Here is a 13,719-nt window from a genome sequence, read left to right as displayed (position 1 = left end):
CCCCCGGCACGGATCTCCGTGCCGGGGGCGGCCGTTCGTACGGGTGGTGTGCGGGCGGGTCCTACTCCTTGATGCCGGCCAGGTCGCCGGGCCGGCCGCGCAGGACCGCGCCCGCCGACAGCAGGGTGGTGGCCAGGGTCAGGCCCAGTGCCCCGCCGACCACCGTGACGAAGATCCACGGGGAGCCGGTCGGGAGCGTCGTGCCCAGCACGCTCATGCTGAACGGCACCAGGGTCAGCAGGGCCACCAGGAGGCCGAGGACGATGCCCGCCACGGAGACCAGGACCGCCTCCATCGCCATCATCTGCATCACCTGCCGGCGGGTGGCGCCGATCAGCCGCTGGAGCATGAACTCGCGGCGCCGCTCGGTGGTGGCCAGCACCTGGGTGTTGACCAGGGCGATCGTCGCGTAGCCGACGACCACCGCGAGGACCAGGTAGGCCATCCAGGACTGGGTGTCGCTGTTGTCCGCCGCGACCGCGGTCAGCGCCTGCCGGTCGGTGACGCGCAGTCCGGGCTGCTTGTCGGCGAGGGTGCGCAGCGAGGCGTCCAGGGCGGCCCGGTCGGTGCCCGGGGCGGCGCTCACCATGATCTGCGGGACCAGGCCCGCGTCGGTGTGCCCGACCAGGACGGACGCCGGGACCAGCGCGGTCTCGTAGCCGCGCTTGCCGTCGACGGTGGCGACCAGCTTCAGGTCGACGCGGGTGCCGTCGCCCAGGCGCATCGGGACGGTGTCGCCGATCTTCCGGTCGCCGGCGTACCGGGCGGGCAGCGCGACGGTGTCGCCGCGCAGACCGTCCAGGCTGCCGGCGGCGGCCCGGAAGGAGGTGGTCGCGGCCACGCCCTCGGGGGTGACGCCCTGCAGCGACACCTCGGTGGGCTGCGGCGCGCTGGATTCGCCGTCACCGCCGTTCGCGGTCGGATCGACCGGTACGTCGGGCTCGATGAAGCCGAGGCTGGGGACCTGGGCGGAGGCCGCCGCGACCCCGGGCAGGTCGCGGATCGCGTCCACCGTCTCCAACGGCATGCCGCCGGAGGCGGAGGTGACCACCGCGTCGGCCCGCAGGCTCTCGTCGAACGCCTGGTCGGCGCCGTCGGCCTGGGTGGTCTGCATGTAGATCAGGCCGACGGCCAGGCCGGTGGCGAGCATCACCGGCATCACCGCGGCCGCGAGCCGGGCCGTACGGGCCTTGGCGTTGCGGGTGGCGAGGTGCCCGGAGAGGCCGGACACCGCGCTCACGGGACGGCGCAGGGCCGCGGTGATGGCACGGGCCAGCACCGGGCCGAGGAGGCCGAAGCCGGTCGTCCACACCATCGCCGCCGGGGTGGCGACGCTGCCGGCGTCGGGGCCGTCCATGCCGGCCGTGCCGACGGCCAGGGCGACGCCGCCGACCAGACACAGCAGGCCCACGACCGAGCGGAAGCCGCTGAACCAGCGGCGCTGCAGGCCCGCTTCGGCGAGCGCCTCGGTGGGTCGGGTGCGGGCGGCGCCGTTGGCCGCGATGAACGCGGCGCCGACGGCGGTGACGAAGGCGGTGCCCACGCCGACGATCAGGGGGACGGATCCCGCGCGGAAGACGATCGAGTCCGGCACGACGCCGGCGTCGGCGAAGGCGCCCAGCAGCCAACGCCCCACTCGGGGGCCGGGGATGCAGGCCAGCGCCGTCGCGATGGCCGCCAGCAGGACGGTCTCGCCCAGGATCAGCCGGCGCAGCTGGCCGGGGGTGGTGCCGATGGCCCGCAGCAGCGCCATCTCGCGCTGCCGCTGCTGGATGGAAAGGCCCAGGGTGGAGGAGGCGACGAAGACGGTGACCATGGCGGAGAGCCCGCCGAACGCGGCGGCGAGCGGGATCAGGTCGCTGCCGTCGTCGATCACGCCCGGGTTCTCGGCGCGGCCCCGCTCGTCACCGGTCAGGACGGACACCTGCTGTCCGTCGACCGCCTTGCGGATCGCGTCGGCGATCGCGCCGACGTCCGCGCCGGGGGCCGGGAAGACGCCGATGTTGTCCACCTTGCCGGACAGCCCGGCGGCGACCTGGGCCTCCAGGGCCGCGGAGTCGGAGAGGAAGACCCCGTTGGCCTCGCCGTCTCCGGCCGCCAGGCCGGACACCTCGTAGCTCTTCGACGTACCGCCGGAGCGGATCTCGACCTTGGCGCCGGGCCGCAGGCCCGTCTGCTGCGCGAGCCGGGTGTCCAGGACGACCTGGCCGGCGGCCGCGGGCGGGGCGCCTTCGGTGATCTTGTACGGGGTGAGGGCGGCGGAGGACCAGCCGTGGCCGGCGATCTGCGCGGCCCGGCCGGCGCTGCCGGCCGGTGCGAGGGCGCCGGGGAACGTCACGTCGGCCGCGGTGCTCTGCACCCCGGGCACGGCGGCGATCTGCGCGTTGAGCGCCGCGTCGAACCGGACCCGCTCGGGGAAGATCAGCTCGCTGGAGGTGCCGAGGTAGCGCTGCTCCCCGGTGACGACGACGGGGGCCGCGGCCAGCCGCTGGGGCGGGGCCGCGTTGTGGATGCCCGTCTCCAGCAGGCCGCCGCAGGCCACGACGATGGTCGCGCCGAAGAACAGCGCGATGAACGAGGCGATGAATCCGCCCTTGTGGTAGCGCAGCGTGCGCAGCGCGATCCTGATCACAGCAGCGTCCCCTGTCCCGCGCCGACGGGGGTGGCCGCCGGGCGGGTGCCCCAGGCGCCCAGGTGGGTCATGCGCTCGGCGACCTGGTCGGCGGTGGGACGGTCCAGGTGGTCCACGATCCGGCCGTCCGCGAGGAACAGCACCCGGTCGGCGTGCGAGGCGGCGACCGGGTCGTGGGTGACCATCACGATGGTCTGGCCCGCCTGTTCGACGGCCTCGCGGAGCAGGGTCAGCACCTCGCGCGCCGTGTAGGTGTCCAGGGCGCCCGTCGGCTCGTCACCGAAGATGACGGCCGGCCGGGTGATCAGCGCCCGGGCGATGGCGACGCGCTGCTGCTGGCCGCCGGAGAGCTCGCCGGGGCGCCGGTTCTCCCGGCCGCCGAGCCCGACCCGCTCCAGCACCTCGGCCACCGCGCCCTTCTGGGGCCGCTTGCCGGCGAGCCGCAGCGGCAGGGTGACGTTGTCCAGGACGGACAGGGCGGGCAGCAGGTTGAAGGCCTGGAAGATGAAGCCGATCCGCTCGCGCCGGAACTTGGTCAGTTCCCGCTCCTTGAGCCGTGCCAGGTCCACACCGTCCAGCAGCACCGAGCCCGAGGTCGGACGGTCCAGCCCCGCCGCGCAGTGCAGGAAGGTGCTCTTGCCGGAGCCGGAGGGTCCCATCACCGCGGTGAAAGTGCCCCTGTCCAGGCCGATGCTCACGTTGTCGAGGGCGGTGACCCCGTTCTTCGCACCGCCGTAGACCTTCCGTACGGATTCCAGGCGGACGACGTGCCGACCCTGCGGGTCCGGTGTCCCTGTCATGGGTTTTCCTTCTGCTGGGAGCCGGCCCCGGGCGGGGCCGGCTGGGGGAGGGGTCAGGTCTGGGACGGGTCAGGTCTGCGACCAGGAGCGGAACTGCCGCTGCCCGTACAGGAGCGGCGGACGGGCGTGCTGCCGGGTTATCCGGCGGGCCTCGCCGAAGACGGTGACGTGGTCGCCCATCCGCTGGGTCAGGACGACCTCGCAGTCCGCGACGGTGTGGGCGTCGCGGACGAGGTGCGGCCCGCCCGCGCCGGGCGGCTGCTCCCAGGGGACCAGCGCGAACCGGTCCGGGTTCCCGGAGGCGAACAGCTCGGCCGTCTCCTGGGCCTGCGCGTGCAGGAAGTTGACGGAGAACGAGCCGGAGTTGAGGAGGGCTTGGAGGGTCGGACTGCCGGCGCGGAGGCAGACCAGCAGGGTCGGAGGGGCGAGCGAGACGCTGGTCACCGAGGAGCACGTCATCCCCCACGGTTCGCCGTCCAGGTCTCGGGTGGTGACGGCGCAGACCCCGGTGGGGAACTCGCTCATCAGGGAGCGGAAGGCGTCGGGCGAGGCCTGCGCGGAGGTCGTCGCGGTGGGCTGGGTGGTCATCGGGGGCTGCCTTCCGTCGCCAGGACGAGCTGGGGTTCGGCCGTGCCGGTCTTCTCGGCGCGGTCGGACGTCGCGCCGCGTTCCCGGTGGTCGAGGAGACCGAGGAGCGGGCCGGTCAGGGCCGTGGTGGCCAGGGCCATCACGACCAGGGCCAGGACCAGGGGTGCGGTGAGGATTCCGGCGCTGAACCCGGCCTGGAGCACGATCAGTTCGGTCAGGCCGCGGGTGTTCATCAGGACCGCGACCCGGCGGGCGTCGGCCGGCGGGCGGCCGCCGATCCGGGCTCCCAGGTAGCCGCCGATGCCCTTGCCCACGCAGGCGAGCAGGACGGTGGACAGGATGAGCACCCAGGACGCCTGCGAGAAGCTGCCGTTCAGCACGGTGACTCCGGTGACCACGAAGAACGCGGGCACCAACAGACGGCCGGAGCGGGCGATGCCGTCCACGGCGGGCGCCCACGGGGCGTCCGTGTCCCGGGGGATCGCGAAGCCCACCAGCGCCGCCCCGACGATGGCGGTCATGCCCATCTTCTCCATGGCGATCGCCACCGCGAGGGTGGCGATCGCCAGCACGACGGCGACCGTGCGCGGGGTCTTCCCGTACGCCCGGCGGGCGAGCGGGGTGCGCAGCGAGAATCGGATGGCCAGCGCGCAGGCGGCGCCGACCGCCAGCGCGAGCGCCGAGCGGAGGAAGCCCGCGAGGCTGCCCTCGCCCAGGCTGATGGCGAGCATGCACAGCAGCCAGCCGACGGCGTCCACGGTGATGGCCGCGCCGAGCGCGATCCGGCCCGCCGAGGATTCGCTCATGCCCCGGTCGGTGAGGATCCTGGCCATCACCGGTACGGCGGTGATGGACATGGCGACGGCGACCATGAGGACGAAGGCGGGCAGCGGGGCGTCACCGCGGGCAGCGGTGTCGTCGGTGACGAGGACCAGGCCCGCCAGCAGCAGGCCGCTGACGAGCGGCGGGACCAGGGAACCGGCCGCCACCCACGCGGTGGTGCGGCGGGACCGCGCCCCCGGGCCGGTCTGGAGCTTGTGGGCCAGGCCGACGAGGAAGAGGGCGAGGGCCGCTTTGGAGATGAGCTTGAGCGTGTCCAGTACCGGACCGGGCAGCACGTCCGCGAAGGCCCCGGGGCCCATCAGGTACAGGGCCGCCGGGCCGGCCAGCAGGCCCGCCGTGATCTCGCCGATCACCTCGGGCTGGCGCAGCAGGCGGGCCGCGGCCCGGCCCGCCCAGGCCAGCAGCAGGATCACGGCGAGGACCGCCAGGACGTGCGCGGTGCGGGTCAGGAATTCGATGACTTCCATTGGTTCAGGCCCTTTCCGGCCGGCGGACCGATGTCAGGCGACGCGCATCTGCGCGAAGTAGTCGTAGGCCTTGGGCAGGACCTCGGTGAGACGGCGGGTCTTGTCCCGGATCGCCTCGAACTCGCGCTCCGCGACGCTCGGGTCGGCGAGGGCGAGGGCCGGGGAGGGCTTCAGGTCGATGCCGCCCATGCCCAGGAGGATGCACATGTAGGAGTACGGCGGCAGGCCGTGGTAGTAGGGGTAGACCGTCTCGGAGTCCGGGAGCTGCGTCTTCCACTTCTCGATGCGCGCGGCCAGCGACTCGGGGACGGCGCGGGTCTTCGCGTCGCGCCAGTACTGGGTGTCGTTGCGCTTGGCGGCGACGTAGTGCAGGACGAGGAACTCGCGGACCCCGTCCATGACGTGGGCGATGGAGTCGTTGTAGAGCTCGCGCTGGACGGGGTTCCAGTCGTCGCCGGGGAAGTTCTTGGCGAGCTGCTCGATCGCGTGGTGGATGAAGAAGATGCCGGTGGACTCCAGGGGCTCGACGAACCCGCTGGACAGGCCTATCCCGACGCAGTTCTTGACCCAGGAGTTCTCGCTGCGGCCGATGCGCATGTTGATGTGGTTGGCCGGGACGTCCGCGGCCGCCGGGCCGACGAACTCGCGCAGCGTGCGCTCGGCCTCCTCCGGGGAGATGTAGTCCTTGGCGTAGACGTAGCCGGTGCCGACGCGGCCCATCAGCGGGATCGTCCAGATCCAGCCGGCGTCCTGGGCGGTGGCGGTGGTGCAGGGCAGGATGCCGCGGCGCTCCATGTCCATGGGGACCTGGAGGGCGACGGCGCTGTCGTTGGGCAGTGAGTCCTTGTACGAGATGAAGGGGGTTTCGAGGGCCTGGTTGAGGAGCAGTCCGCGGAAGCCGGTGCAGTCGATGTAGAGGTCACCGGTGATGTCGCCGTGGTCGGTGGTGGCGACGCCGGAGATCCAGCCGCGCTCGTCGAGCTTGACCTCCTCGACGTGGTCGACGATGTGCTTGACGCCGCGGTCGACCGAGTACGTCGTGAGGTACTTGGCCAGCAGGGAGGCCTCGAACTGGTAGGCGTACGGGAACTGCGTCTTGCCCTGGTGCTCGGACATGGTCAGTCCGGCCATCTCGTCCGCGCCCTCGACGAACGGCGAGTCGATGAGCGTGCCGTCGGCCTGACGCGGGCTGAGGCCGGCGTCGATGACCGAGGCCATGACGAAGCAGTCCTTGTCGAAGCGGTCCGTCGGACCGTTCTGCAGCCACCAGTCCGTGAGCGGGAAGCCGTTGACCGACCGCATCTGCTCGAACGGGTGGTAGAAGTAGTGGCCTTTCTCGCGCCAGTTCTCGAATTTGACGGCGAGTTTGTACGTGGCGTTGCAGGCCGGCATCCAGTCCTTCTCCTTGAGTCCGAGGAACTCGAAGAAGTGCCGGATGTCGCTGAAGGTCGCCTCGCCCACACCGACCGCTCCGACGTGGCCGGACTCGACGAGCGTGACGTCGATGCGGTCGCCGAACGCGGCCTTGAAGTACGAGGCCGTCATCCAACCCGCGGTGCCGCCGCCCACAATCACGATCTTGTTGAGCATTCCAGTGACTCCCATTCGCTGACTGATCGCGGATGACCGGAGCCTAGGAACGGGACGCGGGCCGGCACAGGCCTTTAAGTGCTCGGCTAATGTCACAGGCGGGGCACGAATTCCGGACATGTTTTCGTCCGTCAGCGTCACGTCAGGGGAGGTCGGCAGTATGCCGCCAGGGCGCCTCCACGGCAAGAGCGACGACCCGGCCATACCACGTGGCCGGATTTCGGTTGCCCGGATGGTATTTCCCCCGATCGGTTGACCCGGGACAGCATGAGGGCCTGCCGACATCAACGGGGGTTACACAAGTGGAAATCAACGTACTCGGGTCCGTATCTCTTTCCTGGGGAGACCGCACTTATGCCATGGCCTCGAAGCGGGTGACCTCGCTGCTGACGTTCCTGGCCCTTTCTCCGCGCACCACGGTGACGTCCGACCAGATCGAGGACGAGCTCTGGGCCCACCAGCGGATGTCCAACGCCCGCAACGCCCTGCAGGCCAACGTGCTGCGGCTGCGCAAGTACCTGGAATCCCTCACCGGGATGAAGGGATCGGAGCTGATCCGCACCGTCGGCAGCGGCTACCTGCTGGACCTGGCGCCCGAACGCGTCGACGCGCACCGCTTCCTGCGGCACGCGGAGACCGGCGCCGCACTGGTCCACGTGGACCCGGAGCGGGCCATCGTCGAGCTGGAGCGGGCGCTCGCGCTGTGGCGGGGGCCGGCCCTGATGGACTCGGTGGACGGGGTACGGATCCGACTGGCCGCCGCCCACCTGGAAGAACGCCGGATCACCGCCTACGAGGACCTGATCACGGCCATGCTGACCGTCGCGGCGCACCGCATCTCGGTGCCGGAGCTGCGCCGGCTGGCCGTCGAGCACCCCGAGCGGGAGCGGCTGAGCGAGCTGCTGATGCTGGCCCTGTACCGGGAGGGCAGGCAGGCCGAGGCGCTGGAGGTGTTCCACGGCGCGCGGCGCCGGCTCGCCGGAGACCTGGGGCTGGAGCCCGGCCGCGCCCTGAACCGGGCGTACCAGGCGATCCTCGAACAGGACGACGTGCTCGGGGAGCCCCGACAGGCCCTCGTCTACGCCGGCCGCCGCGGCTGAACTCCCCCTCGCCGGCCTTCCGCTGTTCCGCCGCTGTCGTCCCGCTGAGGTTTCACGGGTGCCCCTTGTCCGCAAGCGGAATGCCGATACGGTAAAAGCACCGGTTCAGTCCGCAGGTCCTTTCTGTCTGGATGTCCGGACCCGACGATCCGGGGACGGCCCACCCCGGCGGCAGTGGACCTGCGGACTGAATTCCCATTTCCGGGAACCGCCGACGGGGGCAGGACATGGAACTCGAATTGCGTCACGCTCGCATTGTCGTCACGATCAACACCACCGGCAGCATTTCCGCCGGAGCCCAGGAACTGGGCCTTCCACAGCCGAGTCTCACCGCACAACTGCGCCGTATCGAAAGGGCGGTCGGCGGCGACCTCTTCGTCCGATCCCGATCCGGGGTGACCCCGACCGAGCTGGGCGCGCGGCTCGTCCCGCGCCTGGCCGACCTGGTCCGGCGGGCGGACGAGGTGATGGCCGAGGCGCTGGCCGCCTCCGGCGGCCCGCTGCGGCTGGGCTGCACCGAGTGGACGCCGCCGGCGCTGCGCGGCGCCCTCCAGGCCGCGCTGCCGGACATCACCGTGCAGACCCAGACCCTGAACCCGGCGGCCGCCGTGGAGGCGGTGCAGCGCGGGGCGCTGGCCGCCGCCCTGGTGCCACGGGTGCCCGAGCCGGCCGACGGCGCACCGAGCGACGACGGCAGCGGCAGCGAGCCCGCCCTGGGCCGCGCCCTGATCGTGCGGGAACCGGTGTGGCTGGCGGTCCCGCACGACCATCCGCTCACGGCCCGGGCGTCCGTCGGGGCGGACGAGCTCACGGAACTCGCCGACCGCGCCGGGCTGGCCTGGGTGCGCTCCTCGCAGGACCACTGGTTCCGCACCGCGGAGCGGCGTGTGCTGGGCGGCGCCGTGCCCGGCCGGGTGCTGCACCACGTCAACAGCCACCAGGAGGCCATGAACTGGGTGCGGGACATGGAAGTGGCCGCCCTCACCACGCCCTCCGGGGCGCTGCCCGGCGTGGCCCTGGTCCCGGTGACCGGAGGCGAGCAGGTCGAGCTGGCGCTGCTGTGGCGCGGCAACGCCGTCTCCCGCGAGACCCTGCACATCCTGGTCGACACCGTACGCGCGTACTACTGCGACTACGCCCGCTCGCGCCCGGCGTACTGGTCCTGGATCCAGGACCACCGCGGCGAGTTCAGGGAGCTCGCACGCCACCTCCCGCAGCCCGTCGACGCCTGAGCCCGCGGGACCTCAGCGGGAGTTCAGCACGCGGTCGGCGGGGGCTCAGCGGAAGTCCGGCAGCGGATCAGAACGGCGTCAGAGGGCCGTCAGAGCGGTCGGCCAGCATCTGCGGCATGACAACTGCAGCGAACCGCCTCGACCTCGAAGCCCGCGACCGGATCAAGGAGATCATCTGCGACATCCTGGAGATCGAGCCCTCGGAGATGACCGACACCAGCCGCTTCAAGGAGGACCACGAAGCGGACTCCATGGGGGCCATCGAGATCCTCTCCCAGCTGGAGCGGATCTTCGGCACCGACATCGACCAGGCCGAGCTCTCCCGGATGGTCAACCTCGCCACCGTCATCACGGTCGTCGAGGAAGCCATAGCCGCCAAGTCCGACCCGGCCAACTAGGCCACGGCGCGTACGACTACGACGGGAGCGCAGGGTGTACGACGATGAGCGGGCGCCGCGCCGGGTGGTGATCACCGGCCTCGGCACGGTCACCAGCATCGGCCTCGGAGTCACGGCCTTCCTGGACGGACTGCGGTCCGGGCGCAGCGGGGTCAAGCCGATCACGGCATTCGACACGACGGGCTTCGCCCACGCCAACGGGTGCGAGGTGGACGACTTCGAGCCCGGGGACTGGATCCACCGGACCGAGCCGGCGGACCTGGGCCGGGCCACGCAGTTCTCGATCGCCGCCGCGCGGATGGCCGTCGAGGACGCCGGTCTGACCCCGGAAGACCTCCGGGAGCGGAAGGTCCTGGTCTCGGTCGGCACCACCGACGCCGAGTCCCGAGACCTCGACCTGCTCGTCGGACAGCAGTTGGAGCACGGACCGGAGCACCTGGACCACGGCGTCGTGCGCCGGGCCCAGGCCGGCCGGCTCTCCAGTGGCATCGTCCGCGAACTCGGTCTCGTGGACGTGGAGGCCCTGACGATCCCGACCGCCTGCGCGGCCGGCAACTACGCCATCGGCAGCGGCTTCGACGCCATCCGCGACGGCGACGTCGAGACCGCGCTGTGCGGCGGCGCCGACGCGGTCTGCCGCAAGACCTTCACCGGCTTCTACCGGCTCGGCACCATCGCCCCGGAGGTGTGTCAGCCCTTCGACAAGGACCGCAAGGGCATCCTCACCGGCGAGGGCGCCGGGATCCTGCTGATGGAGAGCCTGGATTCGGCGCTGGCACGCGGCGCCCGGATCTACGCCGAGGTCCTCGGCTACGGCCTCAGCTGCGACGCCCACCACCCCGTGGCCCCCGACCAGGACGGCCTGGCCCGGTGCATCGAGGTGGCGCACCGCAACGCCGGGGTCAAGGCCGAGGACATCGACTTCATCTCGGCGCACGGCACCGGCACCCACGCCAACGACGTGACGGAGGCGGGCGCGATCCGCCAGGTCTTCGACACGCCGCCGCCCACCATCTCCATCAAGTCCATGATCGGCCACTCCATGGGCGCCGCGAGCGCGCTCGCCTCCGCGGCCTGCGCGCTGGCGATCACCGAGGGGTTCATCCCTCCCACCATCAACCACCGCGAGACCGACCCCGAGTGCGGCCTGGACTGCGTGCCCAACGAGGCCCGCCCGGCCCGGCTGGACGTCGTGCAGAACAACGCCCTGGCCTTCGCGGGCAACAACGCCGTGCTGATCCTCGGCCGGTACGAGGAGGCCGCCTGATGTCCCCCACCCCCCTGGTCGTCTCCGGCTGGTCGGCGGTCTCGCCGTTCGGTGTCGGCAGCGACTCCTTCCGCACGGGTATGTCCGCCGGCCGCACCGCGATCGGGGCCGTCGACCGCGAGGCCTTCCCCGGCCCGTTCGCCGAGGGTGCGGTGGTCCCCGACTTCACCGCCGCCAAGTACGTCGGGAAGAAGGGGACCCGGACCATGGACCGGGTCACCGCCATCGCGGTCACCGCGGTCGGCGGCCTCATCGAGGGCTTCCGGGAGGATCTGGCCGCCCGCTCCGAGCAGACCGCCCTGGTCCTGGGCACCGGCTCCGGCAGTGTGCAGAGCATCATGGACTTCACCCGGGACGCGCTGGCAGGCGAGCGCCCGTACCACGTGGACCCGGCCCGATTCCCGAACACCGTGATGAACCGGGCCGCCGGGCAGAGCGCCATCTGGCACGGCATCAAGGGCCCCAACACCACCGTCGCGGGCGGCTCGCTGACGGGCCTGCTCGCCCTCGGTTACGCCCTGCGGCTGCACCGCGGCGGGCACTGCTCCCGCGTGCTGGTGGGCGCGGCCGAGGAGTACTCCACCCAGCGCTCCTGGCTGGAGTGGCACGGCCGCGACGAGGAGGAGCGGGACACCCCGCTCGGCGAGGGCAGTGCCGTCTTCCTCCTGGAGACCGCCGAGGACGCGGCCGCGGCCGGCCGGGCCCCGTTGGCCCGGATCGGCGCCACCGGCTTCCGTGCCTTCCACGCACCGGACGGGGCCCGGGAGGCCCTGGCCGTCTGTGTGCGCGGCGCGCTGGAGAAGGCCGGGGTGGCCGCCCCCGACGTACGGCTGGTGGCGCCCCTGGGATCCGGCGGCCCGCTCGTCGCACAGGAGGAGGCCGCCGTCACCGACGTGCTCGGCGAGGGCGCCGACCCGCGGTGGGTACGGATCCGGCCGCTGGTCGGCGACACCTCCGCGGCGTCCGCGGCGCTCCAGCTGGCCGGGGTGCTCGCCGCGGCCGGTGAGGGGGGCCTGGCGCCCGGCGAGGCCGCGCTGGTCACCGGTATCGAGCGGGACGGCCTGGTCGGCTGCGCGGTCCTCGCCGGCGGCTGACCTCCCCACACTCCGACGGCCGGCAGGGAGAACACCCCCGCCCCGGCCGGCCGTCGGATCCGCCCGCGCCCGCCCCGGCCCGCCCGTCCCGGCACCGGGCCACCCATCACCGAGGAGAACCGAGCACATGTCCGCAACCGAACGCCGCGTCGCATTGGTGACCGGGGGCTCCCGGGGCATCGGCCGCCACGTCGTGGCCCGCCTCGCGCAGGACGGCTACGACGTCGCCTTCTGCTACCAGTCCGACAAGGAGGCCGCCGACACGGTGGCCGCCGAGGCCACCGCCGCCGGGGCCCGCGTCCACACCGCACGCACCGACGTCCGCGACCACGACGCCGTACGGGACTTCGTCCGCGCGAGCGAGAAGGAACTCGGCCCGCTGCACACGGTGGTGTCCTGCGCGGGCATCGTCCGTGACAACCCGCTCGTGATGCTGGCGCCCGACGACTGGGACGCGGTCCTGCGGGTCAACCTGGACGGGACCTACAACCTCTGCAAGGCAGCGGTCTTCGCGATGATGAAGCGCCGTACCGGCTCCGTGATCACCTTGTCCTCGGTGGCCGGCGTGTACGGCAACGCCACGCAGACCAACTACTCCGCGACCAAGGCCGGGATCATCGGGTTCACCAAGGCCCTCGCCAAGGAGAGCGGCCGCTACGGCATCCGCGCCAACGCCGTCGCCCCCGGGTTCATCGAGACCGACATGCTCTCGGGGCTGTCCGAGGAGCACGTCAGGAAGATGACCGAGCGGATCCCGCTCGGTCGGTTCGGGCGGCCCGAGGAGGTCGCGGACCTGGTCTCCTTCCTCGCCTCCGACCGCGCCTCGTACATCACCGGACAGGTCTTCGGGATCGACGGCGGCCTCGTCGTCTGACGGGCCGCGCCCGCCGAGACCCCCGCACACACCCACGCAGCCAGGTCGACCGAAGGGTTCACCGTGCCCAAGAACAAGACGCCCCGCTTCTACTTCTCGCTGCGCAGCCCGTACTCCTGGCTGGCCTACCGCGAGATCATGACCTTCCACCCGGACCTCGCCGAACAGCTGGAGTGGGTGCCCTTCTTCGAGCCGGACGAGCTCAGTGCCCGGCTGCTGACGGAGCAGGGCGGCCGGTTCCCGTACTCGGCGATGTCCCGGGAGAAGAACCGTTACGTCCTCCAGGACATCGGCCGGATCACCAAGGCCCGGGGCCTGACCGTGACCTGGCCCGTGGACCGGGATCCGGTGTGGGAGGTCCCGCACCTGGCCTACCTGGTCGCGGCCCGGCACGGTCGCGGCCACGCCTTCATCGACGCCGTGTACCGGGCCCGGTTCGGCCGCGGCCGGGACATCTGCGACCCGGCCACCATCGAGGACATCGCCTTCGAGATCGGGCTCGACCCGCGCGCGCTGGCACGTGCCAGTGACGTCCCGGAGGTGCGCGCCGAGGGCATCCGGATCCTGCTCGACGTGTGCCGGGACGGGGTGTTCGGGGTGCCGTTCTTCGTCCAGGGCTTCAGCCGTTTCTGGGGCATCGACCGGCTGGACGACTTCGTCGCCCACCTGCGCGACCAGCAGGTACCGGCCGGCTTCGTGCCGGAACCGCTGGCCGCGATAGGGCTGGGCGACCGGGCCACCGAGGACGCCCACGCGGGTGGCTGCGGCTGAGTCGCAGCGTTTCAGCGCGCGATCAGTTCGCCTTCAGACCGCCGTCAGCGCGCGCGGCGACGA

12 protein-coding genes are annotated in these 13,719 nt (G+C 72.2%); 7 read left to right on the top strand and 5 right to left on the bottom strand.

Going from position 1 to position 13,719, the window contains the following annotated elements:
* Positions 1–61 precede the first annotated feature (61 nt).
* The 5 genes from ACFV9H_RS08135 to ACFV9H_RS08115 all read right to left on the bottom strand — a co-directional run bounded on the left by ACFV9H_RS08135 (position 62) and on the right by ACFV9H_RS08115 (position 6,920).
* Positions 62–2,632, bottom strand: a complete 2,571-nt coding sequence (locus ACFV9H_RS08135) for an FtsX-like permease family protein (protein WP_385394941.1) — start codon at positions 2,630–2,632, stop codon at positions 62–64.
* The gene (locus ACFV9H_RS08130; RefSeq protein WP_385394939.1) at positions 2,629–3,432 is read right to left on the bottom strand and encodes an ABC transporter ATP-binding protein; all 804 of its coding nucleotides are present in this window, start codon (positions 3,430–3,432) and stop codon (positions 2,629–2,631) included. Before ACFV9H_RS08130 ends, ACFV9H_RS08135 begins: the two co-directional genes overlap by 4 nt.
* A gap of 69 nt (positions 3,433–3,501) precedes the next feature.
* Positions 3,502–4,020, bottom strand: coding sequence for a flavin reductase family protein (locus tag ACFV9H_RS08125; RefSeq protein WP_385394937.1), 519 nt, complete (start codon positions 4,018–4,020; stop codon positions 3,502–3,504).
* The gene (locus ACFV9H_RS08120) at positions 4,017–5,330 is read right to left on the bottom strand and encodes a cation:proton antiporter (RefSeq protein WP_385394935.1); all 1,314 of its coding nucleotides are present in this window, start codon (positions 5,328–5,330) and stop codon (positions 4,017–4,019) included. The genes ACFV9H_RS08125 and ACFV9H_RS08120 overlap by 4 nt, the downstream gene beginning before the upstream one ends.
* A 33-nt stretch (positions 5,331–5,363) precedes the next feature.
* Positions 5,364–6,920, bottom strand: a complete 1,557-nt coding sequence (locus ACFV9H_RS08115; protein ID WP_385394932.1) for a tryptophan halogenase family protein — start codon at positions 6,918–6,920, stop codon at positions 5,364–5,366.
* 359 nt (positions 6,921–7,279) lie between these two features.
* On the opposite strand from ACFV9H_RS08115, the gene ACFV9H_RS08110 reads away from it, so the two are divergent.
* The 7 genes from ACFV9H_RS08110 to ACFV9H_RS08080 all read left to right on the top strand — a co-directional run bounded on the left by ACFV9H_RS08110 (position 7,280) and on the right by ACFV9H_RS08080 (position 13,656).
* Positions 7,280–8,020, top strand: a complete 741-nt coding sequence (locus tag ACFV9H_RS08110; protein WP_385394930.1) for a BTAD domain-containing putative transcriptional regulator — start codon at positions 7,280–7,282, stop codon at positions 8,018–8,020.
* A 227-nt stretch (positions 8,021–8,247) separates the two neighbouring features.
* Positions 8,248–9,252, top strand: coding sequence for a LysR family transcriptional regulator (locus ACFV9H_RS08105; RefSeq protein WP_385394927.1), 1,005 nt, complete (start codon positions 8,248–8,250; stop codon positions 9,250–9,252).
* Positions 9,253–9,368: 116 nt separating this feature from the next.
* Positions 9,369–9,650 carry an acyl carrier protein gene (locus ACFV9H_RS08100; RefSeq protein WP_385394924.1) on the top strand — a complete coding sequence of 94 codons (282 nt, stop codon included), beginning with the start codon at positions 9,369–9,371 and terminating at the stop codon, positions 9,648–9,650.
* A 34-nt stretch (positions 9,651–9,684) separates the two neighbouring features.
* Complete coding sequence (locus tag ACFV9H_RS08095; RefSeq protein WP_385394922.1) at positions 9,685–10,917, top strand: beta-ketoacyl-[acyl-carrier-protein] synthase family protein; 1,233 nt, start codon at positions 9,685–9,687, stop codon at positions 10,915–10,917.
* Positions 10,917–12,011, top strand: coding sequence for a beta-ketoacyl synthase N-terminal-like domain-containing protein (locus tag ACFV9H_RS08090; protein WP_385394919.1), 1,095 nt, complete (start codon positions 10,917–10,919; stop codon positions 12,009–12,011). Before ACFV9H_RS08095 ends, ACFV9H_RS08090 begins: the two co-directional genes overlap by 1 nt.
* A gap of 127 nt (positions 12,012–12,138) precedes the next feature.
* A complete protein-coding gene (gene fabG / locus ACFV9H_RS08085; RefSeq protein WP_385394916.1) occupies positions 12,139–12,885 on the top strand; it encodes a 3-oxoacyl-[acyl-carrier-protein] reductase in 747 nt (248 codons plus the stop codon).
* A 63-nt stretch (positions 12,886–12,948) separates the two neighbouring features.
* Positions 12,949–13,656: a 2-hydroxychromene-2-carboxylate isomerase gene (locus tag ACFV9H_RS08080; RefSeq protein ID WP_385394913.1), complete on the top strand. Its 708-nt coding sequence runs from the start codon at positions 12,949–12,951 to the stop codon at positions 13,654–13,656.
* The last annotated feature ends 63 nt before the right edge of the window (positions 13,657–13,719 follow it).

The sequence above is a fragment of the Streptomyces sp. NPDC059874 genome, assembly GCF_042731135.1.
Lineage (GTDB): Bacteria > Actinomycetota > Actinomycetes > Streptomycetales > Streptomycetaceae > Streptomyces.
The sequence above is the reverse complement of the archived record's forward strand: the minus strand, read 5'-3'. Positions and strand labels throughout refer to the sequence as shown.